15 protein-coding genes are annotated in these 16,565 nt (G+C 70.4%); 12 read left to right on the forward strand and 3 right to left on the reverse strand.

What is annotated here, in order from left to right; translation table 11 throughout:
* Positions 1 to 6 precede the first annotated feature (6 nt).
* From buk (J2Z79_RS00395) to J2Z79_RS00440, 10 genes are all read left to right on the forward strand, one after another.
* Positions 7 to 1,092, forward strand: coding sequence for a butyrate kinase (buk, locus tag J2Z79_RS00395; protein ID WP_342589383.1), 1,086 nt, complete (start codon positions 7 to 9; stop codon positions 1,090 to 1,092).
* Entirely contained in the window at positions 1,089 to 1,931 is an 843-nt protein-coding gene (locus tag J2Z79_RS00400; RefSeq protein WP_209464868.1) for a bifunctional enoyl-CoA hydratase/phosphate acetyltransferase, read from the forward strand. The genes buk (J2Z79_RS00395) and J2Z79_RS00400 overlap by 4 nt, the downstream gene beginning before the upstream one ends.
* 33 nt (positions 1,932 to 1,964) lie before the next feature.
* On the forward strand, positions 1,965 to 3,032 hold the full coding sequence (locus tag J2Z79_RS00405) for a Glu/Leu/Phe/Val family dehydrogenase (protein ID WP_209464869.1): 1,068 nt from the start codon (positions 1,965 to 1,967) through the stop codon (positions 3,030 to 3,032).
* An 84-nt stretch (positions 3,033 to 3,116) separates the two neighbouring features.
* Positions 3,117 to 4,202 carry a butyrate kinase gene (gene buk / locus J2Z79_RS00410; protein WP_209464870.1) on the forward strand — a complete coding sequence of 362 codons (1,086 nt, stop codon included), beginning with the start codon at positions 3,117 to 3,119 and terminating at the stop codon, positions 4,200 to 4,202.
* Complete coding sequence (locus tag J2Z79_RS00415; protein ID WP_209464871.1) at positions 4,199 to 4,717, forward strand: NUDIX hydrolase; 519 nt, start codon at positions 4,199 to 4,201, stop codon at positions 4,715 to 4,717. The genes buk (J2Z79_RS00410) and J2Z79_RS00415 overlap by 4 nt, the downstream gene beginning before the upstream one ends.
* 34 nt (positions 4,718 to 4,751) lie before the next feature.
* Positions 4,752 to 5,972 carry an endonuclease Q family protein gene (locus J2Z79_RS00420; protein WP_209464872.1) on the forward strand — a complete coding sequence of 407 codons (1,221 nt, stop codon included), beginning with the start codon at positions 4,752 to 4,754 and terminating at the stop codon, positions 5,970 to 5,972.
* Between the two features lie 56 nt (positions 5,973 to 6,028).
* Positions 6,029 to 6,673 (forward strand): stage II sporulation protein M, encoded by a 645-nt coding sequence (gene spoIIM, locus J2Z79_RS00425; RefSeq protein WP_209464873.1) that lies wholly within the window; start codon positions 6,029 to 6,031, stop codon positions 6,671 to 6,673.
* Positions 6,674 to 6,895: 222 nt separating this feature from the next.
* Positions 6,896 to 8,011: an alanine dehydrogenase gene (ald, locus tag J2Z79_RS00430; protein WP_209464874.1), complete on the forward strand. Its 1,116-nt coding sequence runs from the start codon at positions 6,896 to 6,898 to the stop codon at positions 8,009 to 8,011.
* 234 nt (positions 8,012 to 8,245) lie between these two features.
* Positions 8,246 to 9,130 carry a site-specific tyrosine recombinase XerD gene (gene xerD / locus J2Z79_RS00435; RefSeq protein WP_209464875.1) on the forward strand — a complete coding sequence of 295 codons (885 nt, stop codon included), beginning with the start codon at positions 8,246 to 8,248 and terminating at the stop codon, positions 9,128 to 9,130.
* Positions 9,131 to 9,259: 129 nt separating this feature from the next.
* Complete coding sequence (locus J2Z79_RS00440; RefSeq protein ID WP_209464876.1) at positions 9,260 to 10,441, forward strand: phosphopentomutase; 1,182 nt, start codon at positions 9,260 to 9,262, stop codon at positions 10,439 to 10,441.
* Positions 10,442 to 10,660: 219 nt separating this feature from the next.
* Here the strand turns inward: J2Z79_RS00440 and J2Z79_RS00445 are convergent, their stop codons facing one another.
* A complete protein-coding gene (locus J2Z79_RS00445) occupies positions 10,661 to 11,626 on the reverse strand; it encodes a PepSY domain-containing protein (protein ID WP_209464877.1) in 966 nt (321 codons plus the stop codon).
* 123 nt (positions 11,627 to 11,749) lie between these two features.
* Between J2Z79_RS00445 and J2Z79_RS00450 the strand changes: the two genes are divergently transcribed.
* Together J2Z79_RS00450 and J2Z79_RS00455 are read left to right on the forward strand one after the other, a co-directional pair.
* Entirely contained in the window at positions 11,750 to 12,850 is a 1,101-nt protein-coding gene (locus tag J2Z79_RS00450) for an NAD(P)/FAD-dependent oxidoreductase (protein ID WP_209464878.1), read from the forward strand.
* 45 nt (positions 12,851 to 12,895) lie between these two features.
* Entirely contained in the window at positions 12,896 to 13,480 is a 585-nt protein-coding gene (locus tag J2Z79_RS00455) for a protoglobin domain-containing protein (protein ID WP_209464879.1), read from the forward strand.
* A gap of 729 nt (positions 13,481 to 14,209) precedes the next feature.
* On the opposite strand, the gene J2Z79_RS00460 is transcribed toward J2Z79_RS00455, so the two are convergent.
* The gene (locus tag J2Z79_RS00460) at positions 14,210 to 15,763 is read right to left on the reverse strand and encodes a hypothetical protein (RefSeq protein ID WP_209464880.1); all 1,554 of its coding nucleotides are present in this window, start codon (positions 15,761 to 15,763) and stop codon (positions 14,210 to 14,212) included.
* Positions 15,760 to 16,524, reverse strand: a complete 765-nt coding sequence (locus J2Z79_RS00465; RefSeq protein WP_342589384.1) for an ABC transporter ATP-binding protein — start codon at positions 16,522 to 16,524, stop codon at positions 15,760 to 15,762. The genes J2Z79_RS00460 and J2Z79_RS00465 overlap by 4 nt, the downstream gene beginning before the upstream one ends.
* Positions 16,525 to 16,565: the final 41 nt, after the last annotated feature.

Consider the following 16,565-nt stretch of genomic DNA (forward strand, 5'->3'; position numbering starts at 1 on the left):
AGGCAGGTGACCACGGTGTCGGCCGACGCCCCGCGCATCCTCGTAATCAATCCCACCGCCACAGCCACGCACGTCGCACTCTTCGACGGCGAGGAGGAGCGGCTCGCGGCGGAGTTGGTCCACAGCCGGGAGGAGCTGGCGCGGTTCGAGCGGATCTGGGACCAGTTTCTCATGCGCAGGGACCGGATCACCGGCTACCTGCGGGATGCGGGCGTTCCCCTTGAAAGCCTGCGGGCCGTGGTGGGCCGGGGCGGCCTGATGAAGCCGGTTCCCGGCGGCGTCTACGCGGTCAACGGGGCCATGCTGGAGGACCTGCGTACCGGGGTGCAGGGCGAGCACGCCTCCAACCTCGGCGGCATCCTCGCCTACGGCATCGCCCACGCCCTGGGGATCCCCGCCTTCGTCGTCGACCCCGTCTCCACGGACGAGATGCGGGCCGAGGCCCACCTGACCGGCCTGCCGGAGCTGCGCCGCAGCAGCCTGGCCCATGCCCTGAACATGCGCTGGATCGCCCGGAAGGCGGCGGCTGCGCTCGGCAAGGCATATGCTGAGGCAAACCTGGTCGTGGCCCACCTGGGCGCAGGCATCTCCGTCTCCGCCCACCAGGGGGGGAGGATGGTGGACGCCACCAACGCCCTGGAGGACGGCCCCTTCGCCCCGGAGCGGGCCGGGCGCCTGCCTGCCGGCGACCTGGTGCGCCTTTGCTTCTCGGGCCGGTACACGGAGCGGCAGCTGATTCGCAAGCTCACCGCCGAGGGCGGTCTGATCGCCCACCTGGGCACCGCCGACTGGCGGGAGGTGGAGCGGCGCATCGAGCAGGGCGACCAGCAGGCGGACCTGGTCTACAGCGCCATGGCCTACCAGGTGGCCCGGGAGATCGGCGCCATGGCCGTGGCCCTGCGCGCGCGGGCAGACGCGGTGGTGCTGACCGGCGAGCTCGCACACTCTGACCGGTTGACCGGCATGATCTCGGCCCGCGTCGGCTGGATCGCGCCGGTGATGCGCTTCCCCGGCAGCGAGGAGAACCGGGCCCTGGCGGCCGGTGCGCTCCGGGTGCTCCGGGGCGAGGAGGAGGCCTTGACGTACCGATGATTACATCCCTTGACCAGTTGATTCCGGCCGCGCAGCAGAAGGTGGCGGGCCGGCCGCTCACCATGGCCGTGGCCCAGGCGACCGACCCCCACGTCGAGGAGGCGGTGGCCGAGGCCGAGCGGCTGGGCCTCGTGCGCGGGCTTCGCTTCGCGCGGGAGAACCCGGCGGAGGCGGCACACGCCGCAGTGGCCGCGGTCCGGTCCGGCGAGGCGCAGCTCCTGATGAAGGGCCTGGTGCAGACCGCCGACATCATGCGGGCCGTGCTGAACCGCGACACCGGGCTGCGCACCGGCCGGGCGCTCTCCCACGCCTGCGTCGTGCAGGTGCCCGGCTGGCCCCGGCTGCTGCACATCACGGACATCGCCCTCAACGTCGCACCCGACCTGAGCCGCAAGGCCGACATCCTGCGCAACCAGGTGCAGGTGGCGCACGCCCTGGGCAACCCGCGTCCGAAGGTGGCCGTGATCGCGGCCGTGGAGACCGTCAACCCGGACATGGCCGCAACCGTCGACGCCCGCGCGCTTCAGGAGATGGCGGAGCGGGGCGAGCTGGGGGAGTGCGTGGTGCAGGGGCCCCTGGCGCTGGACCTCGCGCTCTCCGCCGAGGCGGGGGCGACCAAGGGCGTCTCCGGACCCGTGGTCGGTGCGGCCGACGTGCTGCTCATGCCGGACCTGGAAGCCGGCAACGTGCTGTACAAGGGCCTGGTCTGCCTCGCCGGGGCGGACTCGGCCGGGATCGTGGTGGGCGCCCGCTGCCCGATCGTCTTGCTCTCCCGGTCTGACTCGGCCGCGGCCAAGCTGAACTCGATCGCACTGGCGGTACTCGCCGCCTTTGCCTGACGACTATGCAGCATCTAGTAAGGAGGTCATCGCATGGGAATCTTTGAGCAGATGGCGCAGTACGGGCACGAGCAGCTAGTCTTCTGCTACGACAAGACCACCGGTCTCAAGGCGATCATCGGCATCCACGACACGACCCTGGGCCCGGCGCTGGGCGGTCTCCGCATGTGGAAGTACGAGCGCGAGGAAGACGCCATCACCGACGTGCTGCGGCTCTCCCGGGGAATGACCTACAAGAACTCCGCCATGGGGCTTAACCTGGGCGGCGGTAAGGCGGTGCTGTGGGGCGACCCGCGCACGGACAAGTCCGAGGAGCTTTTCCGGGCGTTCGGCAAGTTCGTCGAGTCGCTGGGCGGCCGGTACATCACGGCTGAGGACGTGGGCACCACCGTCGAGGACATGAACTACGTGCTGATGGAGACCGACCACGCCGCGGGCCGGGCCGAGCTGTCGGGCGACCCGTCGCCGGTTACCGCCTACGGCGTCTTCCAGGGCATCAAGGCCACCGTCAAGTGGGTCTTCGGCTCCGAGGAGCTGAAGGGCCGGAAGGTGGCGGTCCAGGGTCTGGGCAAGGTCGGCTGGGCCCTCTGCGAGTACCTGCACGAGGCCGGCGCCAAGCTGGTGGTTGCCGACATCAACCAGGAGGTCGTCGACCGGGCGGCGAAGCAGTTCGGCGCAGAGGTCGTGGGCACCGGGGAGATTCACAAGGTCGAGTGCGACGTCTTCGCCCCCTGCGCCCTGGGCGCGATCCTGAACGATGAGACCATCCCGCAGCTCCGGTGCAAGATCGTCGCCGGTGCGGCCAACAACCAGCTGAAGGAGCCGCGGCACGGCGACATGCTGCGGGAGCGGGGGATACTGTACGCACCGGACTTCGTCATCAACGGCGGCGGCGTGATCAACGTGGCCGAGGAGTACCACCCGGCGGGTTACAGCCGCGAGCGTGCCCTGGCCCGGGTCGCCAAGATCTACGACAAGCTGATGCGCGTCTTCCAGATCTCGCAGGAGCGCAACATCAGCACGGCCCAGGCGGCCGACGTCATGGCCGAGGAGCGCATGCAGCGGATTCACCAGCTCAACCGGATCTACCTGGCCGAGTAGCGGCCGCTGGCCCGGGGAGGGGGGCGGTTCCCCCTCCCCGTTCCTGCCCGACGGCGAAGCCGAAGCGAAAGGAAGCGTGGGAGTTTGCACCACAGGCTGCTGATCATCAATCCCGGTTCGACTTCCACGAAGATCGCGGTCTACGACGAAGAAGAGCCGCTCTTCACCGACACCCTCCGCCACAGCGCAGCGGACCTGGCCCGCTACCGGCAGGTGGCCGACCAGTTCGCCTTCCGGCGCGACCTGATCCTCGCCGCCCTGGAGGCGCACCAGGTGGGGCTGAGCTCGCTCTCGGCCGTGGTGGGGCGAGGGGGGCTCCTCCGTCCGATTCCCGGCGGAACCTATCGGGTGAGCGCCGCGATGCTGGACGAGCTGGCGCGTGCAGAGCACGGGGAGCACGCCTCCAACCTGGGGGCGCTGCTGGCCCACGACATCGCAGAGGCCGCGGGGGGCGTGCCGGCGTTCATCGTCGACCCGGTGGTGGTGGACGAGCTGGCGCCCGAGGCGCGCCTCTCGGGGCTGCCCGAGATGCCCCGCCGGTCGGTCTTCCACGCCCTCAACCAGAAGGCCGTGGCCCGCCGGGTGGCGGCGGATCTGGGGCGGCGGTACGAGGAGCTCAACCTGGTGGTCGTCCACCTGGGCGGTGGCGTAACCGTCGGGTCGCACCGGCGCGGCAGGGTGGTCGACGTCAACAACGGGCTGGATGGCGACGGTCCGATGTCGCCCGAGCGGGCGGGGGGTCTGCCCACCCTCGGGCTGATCCACCTGGCCTTCTCGTGGCGGCACACGCTGCGCGAGATCGGGCGCATGCTGGTCGGCGAGGGGGGATTCGTCGCCCACCTGGGCACCAACGACGCCCGTCAGGTCGAGGCGCGCGTCGCAGCGGGGGACGAGTCGGCGCGCCTCGTCTACGAGGCCCTCGCTTACCAGGTGGCCAAGGAGGTCGGGCGGGCCGCGGTGGCGCTGGACGGTCATGTCGACCGCATCGTGATCACCGGGGGCCTCGCCCACTCCGAACTGCTCACGGGCTGGATCGCCGACCAGGTGGGCTGGATCGCCCCCGTGGCGGTCTATCCCGGTGAGGACGAGATGGGGGCGCTGGCGGCCGGAGCCCTGCGGGTGCTGCGGGGCGAGGAGCCGGCGCTGGAGTACGAGGAGGCCAGGGCGTGAAGCTGATCAGGCAGGAGGAAGTCTACCGTGGCCGGGTGATCACCGTCAGGCGCGACACGGTGCAGCTGGACGGCCGCGAGCGCGCGTGGGACGTGGTGGCGCATCCGGGAGCAGTGGTGGTGTTGGCGGTCGACGGCGACGAGCTGCTCTTCGTGCGGCAGTATCGGTACGCGGCCGGCGAGGAGCTGCTGGAGCTGGTGGCCGGCACGTGCGAGCCGGGCGAGGACCCGGCCGCCACGGCGGAGCGGGAGCTGCAGGAGGAGGCGGGGTTCCGGGCCAGACGGATGACGAAGCTCGCGGAGTTCTACAGCGCCCCGGGGTTCTGCACGGAGAAGCTGCACCTGTACGTGGCCGAGGACCTGACGCCGTCGCGGCTGCCGATGGACGACGACGAGCAGATCACCCTGGTGCGGCTGAGCCTGGACGAGGCGCTGCGCATGGCGGTCGCGGGCGAGCTGCGGGACGCGAAGACGCTGGCGGGGGTGCTGCTCTATGCACGGCACCGGGGCCGCTGAGAAGCCGGAGACCGTCTCGACGCGAGGCAGTGGGGTGCCGGCGACGCTGCAGACCGTCTACGCGGACCTGCACGTCCACCTGGGCTGGGCCGGCGACCCCGGCGGCGGGGTGAAGATCTCCGCCGCGCGGTCGCTGACGCTGGCCAACATCCTGGCCGAAGCCAGGGACCGGAAGGGCATCCGGCTCGTGGGCGTGATCGACGCCGCCACGGAGGGTGCCCTGCAGGACCTGGAGCGGCTGCTGGCCGAGGGGCGCGTGGTGGAACACCCCGGCGGCGGCCTCGCCTACGACGAAGTGACGCTGCTGCCCGGCGCCGAGGTGGAGGTGGTCCACGGCGGCCGGCCCGTGCACCTGCTCTGCTACTTCCGGGGCGCCGATGCCCTGAGGGCATTCGCCGGGTGGCAGGCAGGGCGGGTGAAGAACCGGCGCCTGTCCACCCAGCGCCATCACGGCACGACCGCGGCAGACGTGGTGGAGGTGACGGCCGCCCTGGGCGGCATCGTGGTCCCGGCGCACATCTTCACGCCCCACAAGTCCGCCCTGGGCGCAGCGCCGGCCATCTCCGAGGTGATCCCGCCGGAGCTCTGGGGAGCCGTCGGTGCCGTGGAACTCGGCCTCTCCTCCGACACCCCCCTGGCGGACGAACTGCCGGAGCTGACCCGCTTCCCCTACCTCAGCAACTCGGACGCCCACTCGCTGGGCGCCATCGGCCGGGAGTACAACAAGCTCCTGGTGGCAGAGCCCTGCTTCGACGAGCTGCTGCTGGCCCTCCGGGGCGTCGGCGGTCGGCGGATCCTGGCCAACTACGGCCTGGACCCGCGCCTCGGCAAGTACCACCGCACCTACTGCCTCACCTGCGGGCGCCGGGTCGAGGGCGACCCGCCCGCGCTGGGCTGCCCGGAGGGCGCAGCCCACCGGGTGGTGCTCGGGGTGCTGGACCGCATCCGCCACTACGCCGCCTGGCAGGAGCCTCGCTTCACCCGCGCGGAGCGGCCGCGCCCGCCCTACGTGCACCAGGTGCCCCTCAGCTTCGTGCCCGGCCTGGGCCGGCGGGGCCTCGAGCGGCTGCTGGCGGCATTCGGCACCGAGATGGCCGTGCTGCACGAGGCGGGCGAGGAGGAGCTGGCGGAGGTGGTGGGGCCGAAGCTGGCCCGCCTGGTCGTGCTGGCGCGGGAGGGGCGGCTGGCCATCGAGTCCGGGGCCGGCGGCATCTACGGTCGCGTGGCGGGGCCTGACCCCGATGCCGTGACATAATCACCCGCCCTGTCCCATAGACTCCCCGTGAGTCTGGCGGCAAGGGTGGGACGGGCATGCATCTCTACGAGGCCTGGAGGCGGAACCTGGAGGACCTGGTCATTCAGCGGGGCGGCGTCGTGCTGCTGCACGCGAGCCTCTTCGTCATCGGCCTGCTGTTCGGGGCGCTTGCGCTGCGAAGCCTTGATGCGGATACCCGGCTGGAGCTGACGCGGCAGCTCTCCGACTCGGTGCGGGTGCTCGGGCAGGCGCCGGCGCCGGAGACCGGCCCGCTGGTGCGCGACGCCCTGCTCAGGCAGGCCCGGCAGGTCTCGCTGATCTGGGTCCTGTCGATCTCGCTGGTGGGCGCCGTGGCCGTGATGGCCCTGCCGCTGCTGCGGGGGTTCATCTCCGGTTTCGCGGTGGCCTACCTGACGGCCGAGTTCGGCACCCGTGGCGTGCTGCTGGCCGCGGCCGGCCACCTGCCCCAGACGGTCTTCGAGGTCCCGGGGCTGATCCTGGCGGCCTCCGCGTCGGTGGGGTTCGCCCTGGAGGTGGCCACGTCCTGGCAGGTGCGGCGCCGGCTCTCCGGCTACTACGGGGCGCTCGCCGCCTACTCCAACACCCTGCTGTCGGCCGCGGCGCTGCTCGTGGCCGCGGCGCTGGTGGAGGGGTTCATCTCGCCGCACCTGGTTCGCCTGGTGGCCGGTGTGCGGATGTGACGGACGGCCGCTTCGGGGGACTTCTCGCCCTGTCGGTGCGCCTCGCTGCCTCTGCGTCCTCCGGTGTGCGATAGTTGGCAATCACGAGAATCGGGGGCTTGTTCCCACCGTCGGCGCATGTGATAATCCTTGTAGGTAGTGCAAATCTGGGTCTATTTCGCAGGGATATTCAAAGCTGGTTCCGGCGCACGAGCGTTGCCGGACGCGGAAGGAGAGAGCGCAGTGAAGGTAGGCGTTGTACGGGAACTCAAGGCTTATGAGAACCGCGTAGCCATGACCCCGGCCGGCGTGTCGGCCATGGTGAAGGCCGGCCACGAGGTGCTGGTGGAGCACGATGCCGGCCGCGGCTCCGGTTTTGACGATGCTGAGTATGTGGCTGCGGGCGCCAGGGTGGTCTCCACCAACGAGGAGGTCTGGGCGACCGCGGACATGATCGTCAAGGTGAAGGAGCCCCTGCCGCCCGAGTACCGGCTGATGCGGGAGGGGCAGATCATCTTCACCTACCTGCACCTCGCTCCCGAGCCCGAGCTGACCCGCCAGATGCTGGAGCGGCGGACCATCGGCATCGCCTATGAGACGGTCCAGCTGGCGGACGGGTCGCTGCCGCTGCTCACCCCGATGTCCGAGGTGGCGGGGCGCATGGCCGTGCAGATCGGCGCCCACTACCTGGAGAAGGCCCACGGCGGCCGCGGCGTGCTGCTGGGTGGCGTGCCCGGCGTCGCCCCGGGCAACGTGGTCATCATCGGCGGCGGCGTGGTGGGCACCAACGCGGCCAAGATGGCGGTCGGCCTGGGCGCCCAGGTCACGGTCATCGACATCAACGCCGACCGGCTGCGCTACCTCGACGACATCTTCCGGGGCCGGATCCACACCCGGGTCTCCAACGAGTACGTCATCGCCTCGGAGGTGAAGAAGGCCGACCTGGTGATCGGCGCCGTGCTGATCCCCGGCGCCCGGGCCCCGAAGCTGGTGACCGCCGAGATGGTGCAGCAGATGACCCCGGGCTCGGTCATCGTGGACGTCGCCATCGACCAGGGCGGCTCCATCGAGACCATCGACCGGGTGACGACGCACCGCGACCCCGTCTACGAGCGCTTCGGCGTGGTGCACTACGCCGTGGCCAACATCCCGGGCGCCGTGCCGCGCACCTCGACCTACGCCCTCACCAACGTCACGCTGCCGTACGCGCTGAAGCTGGCGAACCTCGGGTGGCGGGAGGCGCTGCGCAGGGATCCGGCCCTGGCTAAGGGCGCCAACGTGGTGGACGGGCACGTCACCTATCCGGCCGTGGCCCAGGCCCACGGGCTGGAGTACACGGAGCTGGACAAGCTGCTGTAGCGAGCGGCCGGCGGGCCCCGCATCCGACGGATGCGGGGCCCTCATCGTCATAGGGGGAGGCGAGTCGTCATAAAGTGAAGGTGCGGGGGTCACCGCGGGGGCGGTCCCCAGGGCCGGGAGCAGGAGGGGATGGACCCGATTCCGTGGAATTGACAAAATCGGTCAGGTCTGACGCATAATCCTCCCCAATATGCGAGAGAATGATTACCACTAATGGCGCGAAGGGGATGCGACATGAACAACTTGATCCATGAGTTCATCACCTATCTGAGTGTGGAGCGCGGCCTGGCGAGCAACACGCTGGAGTCCTACGGCCGCGACCTGCGCCAGTACTCCCAGTTCCTCGGGGAGGAAGAAGCAGACCTCGACGCCGTCTCTCGCACCACCATCATCAACTACCTGCGCTTCCTGCAGAAGCAGGGGAAGGCCACGGCGACGATCGCCCGCAGGCTGGCGGCGCTGAAGGCGTTCTACCAGTTCCTGGTCCGGGAGAAGCGGATCAAGACCGACCCCACCGCCAATCTGGAGTCGCCGAAGCTGGAGAAGCGGCTGCCCCGGGTCCTCAGCGTGGCCGAGGTGGAGCGTCTGCTGGCGCAGCCCGACCCGTCGCAGCCTGCGGGCCTGAGGGACCGGGCGATGCTGGAGCTGCTGTACGCGACGGGCATCCGGGTCTCGGAGCTGGTCTCGCTCAACGTGCCGGACGTCAACCTGGATACCGGATACATACGGTGCACGGGCAAGGGGTCGAAGGAGCGCATCGTCCCGCTGGGCACCCTGGCCATCAACTCCGTGCGCGAGTACCTGGACGCGGGGCGTCCCAAGCTGGTGAAGGACCGGGAGGAGGAGGCGCTCTTTGTCAACCACCACGGCCACCGGCTCACGCGCCAGGGCTTCTGGAAGATCGTAAAACGCTATGCCGACGATGCCCACATCGACAAGGAGATCACGCCGCACACGCTGCGCCACTCCTTTGCCACGCACCTCCTGGAGAACGGCGCAGACCTGCGGTCCGTGCAGGAGATGCTGGGCCACGCGGACATATCCACCACGCAGATCTACACCCACATCACCAAGGGCCGCCTGAAGGAGGTCTACGCCCGCACGCATCCGCGGGCGTGACCTGCGGGCTCGCCGGAGCCCCCGCAACCGACCGCGCCGGGCGGGCCGCCGTCAGGACGGCCCGTCTTTTCCGCGCCCGCGCAAGGTGGTATAGTGGGGCCAGGAAGTCCAGATAAAGGAGCAGGGTACATGGCACCTGTTGAGCGAGTCGTCCTGATCGTCATCGACAGCGTGGGAATCGGAGCGATGCCCGACGCGGCCGAGTGGGGAGACGCCGGCTCCAACACCCTGGGCAACATCGCCCGAAGGCGCGGCGGCCTCCCGCTGCCCAACATGGGCAGGCTGGGGCTGGGGAATCTGACGGAGATCGCGGGCACCCCGCCTGCGGATCAGCCGGCCGGGGCGTACGGCCGCATGGCCATCGCCTCGCACGGCAAGGACACGATGACCGGCCACTGGGAGATGGTGGGGATCCGGCCCGAGGCGCCGTTCCGCACCTACCCCGACGGCTTCCCGGAGGACCTGATCGCCGAGTTCTGCCGCCGGGCGGGCGTTCCCGGCGTGCTGGGCAACAAGGTGGCCTCCGGCACCGAGATCATCAAGGAGCTGGGCGAGGAGCACCTGCGCACGGGATGGCCGATCGTCTACACCAGCGCCGATTCGGTCTTCCAGGTGGCTGCCCACGAGGAGCGGTTCGGGCTGGAGCGGCTCTACCGCGTATGCGAGGTCGCCCGGGACCTGCTGCGCCCGCCGCACCGGGTGGGCCGGGTGATCGCACGCCCCTTCGTGGGTACCGACCGGACGAACTTCACCCGCACCGCCAACCGGCACGACTACGCCCTGGAGCCGCCGCGGATGATCCTCGACGAGATCAGGGACGCCGGCTTGGCGGTGCTGGCCGTGGGCAAGATCGGCGACATCTTCTCCGGCCACGGCATCACCTGGGGCGAGCACACCAAGTCCAACGCCGACGGTATCCGGATGATCCACGAGTGCCTCGACCGGAAGGAGCCGGGGCTGCTCTTCGCCAACCTGGTGGACTTCGACATGCTCTACGGCCACCGGCGGGACGTCGAAGGGTACGCGCAGGCCCTGCTGGAGTTCGACGCCGCCCTGCCCGGGATCATGGCCAAGCTGGGCCCGCGGGACGTGCTGGTGGTCACCGCCGACCACGGCAACGACCCGACGCACACGGGCACCGACCACACCCGGGAGTACGTGCCGGTGCTGCTCTGCGGCGAGCCGGTGCGGGCCGGGGCGGACGTGGGCACCCGGGCCTCGCTGGCCGACCTGGGCGCCACCGTGGCCGACCTGGTGGGGGTTCCCGGCACGGGGTATGGCAAGAGCTTTGCGGAGGAGATTCTCAAGTAGATGGAGGGAGCGCCCCTGTGCGGGGCGCTCCTTAGCGCGTCCGCACCGGATCACCGAATCGACATGGCAGACGTCGCCGACCGGCACACGTCTCCCGCTGGTCCGGCACGCTCAGGCACGGCGAGAACCCGGCTTCGCCGGGGCGCAGGCCGCCAGCGTCAGGTCCGGGGCGACCGCAAGCCAGATCCCCCGGCGGATGGGGCCCATGGATTACCCCCCTCAGGGCGTGAGCAGGGTGCCGGTGTAGGCGTGGATGACGGCGGTGATCTCGTTCCCCTCGTCCCTGCCCGGCGCCAGACGGAGCACCCAGGCGAAGTAGGTGTGGCCGCGCCACTCGTACTCTTCCGTGTAGGTTGCTTCCAACAGCCGCAGGTCGCTGTCGCCCAGCTGCTCTAGGGCGGCCGCAACCGCCTCCTCCCGGCTGAGCGGGGTCGGTTCTCCGCCGAAGTGCGGCGGCTCGGCCCACACGACCGCGATGCGCTCGCCGGTCAGCGCGTCGATGGCCACGGTGATGCGGTTGCCGTACGGGTAGAGCGCTTCCAGCACCCAGGCCGGCCGCCCGCGGGCGTCCTCCGACCCGAAGCGGGTGTAGGCCTCCTCGAACCTGGCCACCCACGGCCCGTCCGGTTCGATCAGTCGGGCCTTGGCCACCGCCTGCTCCTCGGTGAGATAGGGCGACTCGTCCGGCCCGAGCACCAGCACCCGCGTGTCTTGCAGTCCCAGACAGGGGCGGCCGCCCACCCGGGGCACCTCCTCGCCGGCCGGGAAGTCGCCCTGGGGAACGGCGCAGAGGACGAGGCGCACCGACTCGGCCGGTGCGTCGGTCCAGTTGAGCTCCCAACGGTGCGGACCAACCGCCTCGCCATCCAGGACCGCCAGAGGGACATCCCGGTTCGAGCGCCCATCGGTGTCCTGGTAGAGGAGCCAGTGGACCGCTTCCGCCCCGCTGACCGTGGCGGTCAGCGTGGGATGTGCCGGGAGTAGGAGAACGAAACCCTCGCCGTGCTCCACCCGCCGCAGTTCGCCCAGACGGTGTTCGACGAGCTGCGGGCGCCTCGGCTCCCGTTCTTCACCCGCGCCTCGCCCGGTGCCGCCGGCAGCCGGAAGGTCAGCCGGCGTGGCGGTCGTGCAGGCGGACAGGAGGGCCAGGGACAGCGCCAGGGAAAGCGCCAGGATGCGTCGCATTGCAGACTCCCTCCAGATTATCCTGACCAGTCTGACGGCGGGAACGGCAGTGACGTTTCGAGCGCCTGCACAGGGCGGGTAAACGCGAGGGTATCGGACACCCTACTCCCGGGGGGTGTTGGAATGCGCATTGCGATCGTGGGGGCCGGGCTGGCCGGCCTGGCCTGCGCCCACGAGCTGGAGCGGCTCGGGCACGAGTGCGAGGTCTTCGAGAAGCGCGACCGGGTCGGGAAGATGTTCAACACCGTCGAGACCATGCTGGAATCGCTCTCCACCGAGCCGAGCAAGGACGTCTTCGAGACGCTGCGGCAGGAGCTGCACCTGCCGCTGAACCCGGCCAACCACATCACCAGGCTGGTCCTGCATTCCCAGTCCCGGGACACGCTCATCCGGGGCCACGTGGGCTACACCACCACCCGCGGCCCGGAAGCGCGCTCGCTGGAGCAGCAGCTGCTCCGCCACTGCCGCTCGCCCGTCCGGTTTGACCAGAACCCGGACGTGGAGGAGCTCGCGACGGCGTACGACTGGGTGGTCGTGGCCACGGGCTCGCCCAGGTGGCCGAAGCACTTCGGCCTGTGGCAGCGGGACATCGCCTGGTACATCCGCGGCGCCAATGTGATCGGCGACTTCAACCCGGGGGAGCTCCACTTTTACTTCAACACGCGCTACGCCGGGACAGGGTACGCGATGATCGCCCCCTTCGACGAGCGCATGGCCTCGGTGGGCCTCGGCGTGCCCGACTCCTCCGAGGAGGCGGTGGAGGCCTACTGGACCCGGTTCCGGCAGGAGCAGGGGCACCTCTGGGAGCGCATCGAGGACGAGTTCAAGCTGGAGTGCTACGAGATCGGCCGCGTCAAGCAACGCGTCGTCGGCAACGTCATCTTCGTGGGCAACGCCGGCGGGTTCATCGAGCCGCTGGGGATCACGGGCCAGCAGAGCGCACTGCAGAGCGGGGTGCTGGCGGCCCGGAAGATCGCGCTGGGGGATGAGGCGTTCGACCGGTTTGCCGCGCGCTGGGACCACTTCTACAGCGACATGATGCGGCTGCGGCTGTACGTGAACGCCTGGACGGACCGGGAGATGGACCGGCTGGTCGGCCTCACGGGCCATGGCGTCGGCAGCGTGCTCATCCGCTCGCCCCTCAACCTGCTCGACCTGGTCGGGACAGCCATGGCCCACCTCCCCGTGACCCAGGATCCCTCGGCCGAGGTGGGGCCCTCGTGACGAGAGGCATAGGATTGTGCCAGGGAAATGGGAGGTGGAGCGCCCATGCAGAGGCTTCCTGGCTACACCTATGGAACGCCGCTGGTGCCGCAGTCGCCTGTCAGCCTGCGGGAGTTCGAGTGGATGAAGGCGACGGCGATGTTCACCGACGAGGATGTGAGATACCTGCGCATGTCCCTCGCCATCCTGGCCGACCAGACGGCCGAGATCGTGGAGAAGTGGTACGAGTTCGTCGGCTCCCAGCCGCAGCTCATCCGCTACTACAGCACCCCCGCCGGCATGCCGCTGCAGGACTACCTGGCCCGGACGTTTGCCCGGTTCCAGCAGTGGATCATCGACACCGCGGAGGCGAACTACGACCAGGACTGGCTCAACTACCAGTACGAGATTGGTTTGCGCCATCACCACACGAAGAAGAACCGGACCGACGCCGCGCCCGCACTGCCGCACATCCACTACCGGTACATGGTGCCCCTGATCTACCCCATCGTCGCGACGCTGAAGCCCTTCCTGGCGCGAAAGGGCCACTCCCCCGAAGAGGTGGAGAAGATGTGGGAGGCGTGGCTGAAGGCCGTGCTCCTCTCCGTCGCGCTCTGGAGCCAGCCGTACGTGAAGCCGGGTGAGTTCTGAGCACGAGGGCAAGCCGCCCGGTTCTGCACAGCGCTGTGAGCCACCTCGCAACCGCGGCGAGGTGGCCCATCGGTGCTGTTGCGACACGACATCCCGCGTGACGCCCCTGCCGTGACCTCGACCGAGGCTCCGTCGTTATGACATGCGGAGGTGCCGAGATGACGCGAACCCTCGTCACACGGCAGAGCCCCATCTGGCTCCTGGCCATGCTGCTGGCAGCCTGCAGTGCACTGCCCGGCAGGCCTGCGGCAGATCCGTCAGGTCAGGCGGCGCTGTCCTCGCATCGGGCGAGGCCGACCGCAACCTCGGGCGGTCTTCCATCCGTGGCCGACTGCGCAAGCCGATACGGGGTCGCAGGAATGGCTCCGGATGTGCGGGATCTCCTGCAACGCGGGGCAGCAGACGAGCTGTGGGCGTGCGCCGCCCGCAGGGCCAGCTGGGATCGCGCGTACCGGGCGACAATCGCTTACGAGCTTCTCATCAGCGGCAGGGACGAGGTCGACCCAGCGCTCCCCGGCTACCAGGCCAAGGAACCACCTCACGGGTGCGGAGCATACCTGGCACCTGGACGGAGATCCGGGGCATCCGGCTCGGGCGCAGTCAGCTGTTCATCGTGCTGGCGGACCGGGTGGTGGTGGTCCCGTTCACCGAAGCTGCTCTGTCTTCAAGGCGAGCGTGACAGCAAACGGGCCGGGGTCCGCTGCGTCGGACCCCGGCCCAAGACTGACTTCACCACCGCCAGGTGCGGAGCATCACCCATACCCCGCCGACGAGGAGGGCGAGGGGCAGCCCAAGGGCGAGCGCCCACGCCAAAGGAGCCGGGGCCGGCAACCAGGGGGTGCCCGCCGCCGCCCAGAGGGGCAGGGCGGTGGAGAGCGTCAGCCCGATCGTCCGGGCCAGGGCGGACCAGGCGCTGGACTGTGCGAGGGCGGAGCCCCCCTGCTCGGCCTGGGGGGCGCCGGGCGCCTCGGGCTCCTCCGGGTCCTGGCTGGCGAAGGCCGCGGCCGCGCCGAAGCCGCCCATCACGCCGAACAGCAGCGCCAGTTCGGTCCGCAGGAGCAGCGCGACGGCGCCGGCGAGGGACAGGCGGGCCGCCACGCTCCCCACTGCGACGGCCACCGCCACCAGCAGCCCCGACGGCACCGCCACCGCGATCAGCTTGGCGGCGATCAGCCGTGGCGTGGGCACCGCTGCGAGGCGGTAGAGGGCGATGGTCACACGCTCCTGCTGGAAGACCCGCGAGACCCAGTGGCCGAAGGCGTTGAACCAGGCCAGGAGCGAGAGCGCACCGACCGATCCGACGAGCCGCGCCGCGGGCTGCCCCGCGGCCGCCCGCCCGGCGAACCAGACGCCAACGGCGCCGGCGACGAAGATCAGGAGCTGGGTGCGCGTCATCTTCGACCGCGCGAGATGCAGCCACTCCCGGGAGAGCACCGCCCGCAGCACGCCGTCGCCCCGCAGCGGCAGCCAGAAGGAGCGCCCCGGGCGGTCGGTGTCCTGCTCGTTCAGCTCCAGCACCCGGTAGAGCCCCTGCCGGTAGTGCTCCTCCACCCACTCGGGGCGCACCAGCAGGGTGGCGGCCAGCAGCAGCCCGGGCACGCCGGCCACCGCGGTCAGCGTGGTCAGCACCGCGCGGCGCGACTCGCGCATCACGAGCGCCAGCTCCGTGGCGGTGCCGCCCGAGCTGAGGTAGATGATGGCCGCGGTGATCAGGGCCATGGTGAGCACGCCGAAGATGGTGTTGCCGTGGCGCATCGTCCGGGGGTGGAAGCGGCCCCAGAAGGTGAGGAGCAGCAGGCCGGCCAGGTGCGCCACCACGCCCGCGGCCGCCCCCACCAGCCAGAGCAGGGCCAGGGCGGGCCACCGCCCTGGAGGGGGCACGATGGAGGAGTAGGCCCAGGCCCAGAGCAGCGTCGTCCAGAGCCGGGTGGGCAGCGACTCGATCACCCGCCCCAGCAGGAAGGCAAGGGGGCGGGCCGGGGTGAGCTGGAAGAGCGGCACCAGGAGGCCCTGGTAGAGCTGGGCCTGTCCCCGGGAGAAGCCGCCCATGATGCCGAACCAGCCCATCTGCGCCGCGATCAGGGCCACGGCGCCCACGAGGCCGGCCTCGGCGGCATCCGGGGCCATGGCGGGGGCCCGCCGCGCGACCAAGTAGGCAGCCAGGCCCTGCAGCGCCAGCCAGATCAGGCCGGCCTTCATGCGGGAGAAGCGGAACATGCGGTTCCAGCTGGCCTGCCAGCCAGACCGGGCGATGGCCAGAGAGAGGGTGAGCACGCCGTTCATGCCGGATCCGCCTCCTCCGGAAGCTCGTCGCCCGTGAGGGCGAGGAAGCTCTCCTCGAGGCTGGCCCCCGGGCGCCCGGCCTGCTCGGCCAGCTCGGCGGCGGTGCCGTTGGCGATGAGCCGCCCCCGGTGGATCAGCCCGATGCGGTCGGACAGCTCCTCGGCGATCGAGAGGATGTGCGTGGTGAGCACGACGGCCACACCCTCTCGGGCCCAGGCCTTCACCAGGTCCTTCACCTCGCGGGCGGCGCGGGCGTCAAGTCCGTTGGTCACCTCGTCGAGGAGCAGCACGCGCGGCCGGTGCAGCAGGGCCGTGGCGATGGCCATCTTCCGCTTCATCCCCAGCGAGAAGTCGCGGATCAGCCGGTCGGCCTGGGCGGTGAGGCCCATCAGGGCGAGCAGCTCCTCCGCCCGCGCCTTGCCCTCGGCCCGGCTCATGCCGTAGAGGTCGGCCATGAACCACAGGAACTCCCGGGCCGTCAGGAGCTCGTGCAGGATCGGCGTGTCGGGCACGTAGCCGATCGCTCGCTTCGCCTTGGCCGGCTCCTGCCAGACGTCGTGCCCGAGGATGCGCACGCGGCCGGAGGTGGGGGGCAGCAGGCCGACCATCATCTTCATCGTCGTGGTCTTGCCGGCGCCGTTGGCGCCGAGGAAGCCGAAGATCTCCCCGGGCCGCACGGAGAGGTTGAGCCCCTGCACGGCCGGAAAGCCGCCGTAGGTCTTGGTCAGGTTTTCGAGCAAGATCGCCGGGGTGGTGGCCACGGTTCGCGTCACTCCACGTGGGTAGAGTACGGACTACTGTT

Origin of the sequence: Symbiobacterium terraclitae (assembly GCF_017874315.1) — a bacterium.
Classification (GTDB): Bacteria; Bacillota; Sulfobacillia; order Symbiobacteriales; family Symbiobacteriaceae; genus Symbiobacterium; species Symbiobacterium terraclitae.

Coding starts and splice junctions, on each gene's coding strand:
- J2Z79_RS00400 (WP_209464868.1), top strand. CDS start 1,089: ATGATTACATCCCTTGACCAGTTGATTCCGGCCGCGCAGCAGAAGGTG.
- J2Z79_RS00405 (WP_209464869.1), top strand. CDS start 1,965: ATGGGAATCTTTGAGCAGATGGCGCAGTACGGGCACGAGCAGCTAGTC.
- spoIIM (WP_209464873.1), top strand. CDS start 6,029: ATGCATCTCTACGAGGCCTGGAGGCGGAACCTGGAGGACCTGGTCATT.
- xerD (WP_209464875.1), top strand. CDS start 8,246: ATGAACAACTTGATCCATGAGTTCATCACCTATCTGAGTGTGGAGCGC.
- J2Z79_RS00440 (WP_209464876.1), top strand. CDS start 9,260: ATGGCACCTGTTGAGCGAGTCGTCCTGATCGTCATCGACAGCGTGGGA.
- J2Z79_RS00445 (WP_209464877.1), bottom strand. CDS start 11,626: ATGCGACGCATCCTGGCGCTTTCCCTGGCGCTGTCCCTGGCCCTCCTG.
- J2Z79_RS00450 (WP_209464878.1), top strand. CDS start 11,750: ATGCGCATTGCGATCGTGGGGGCCGGGCTGGCCGGCCTGGCCTGCGCC.
- J2Z79_RS00455 (WP_209464879.1), top strand. CDS start 12,896: ATGCAGAGGCTTCCTGGCTACACCTATGGAACGCCGCTGGTGCCGCAG.
- J2Z79_RS00460 (WP_209464880.1), bottom strand. CDS start 15,763: ATGAACGGCGTGCTCACCCTCTCTCTGGCCATCGCCCGGTCTGGCTGG.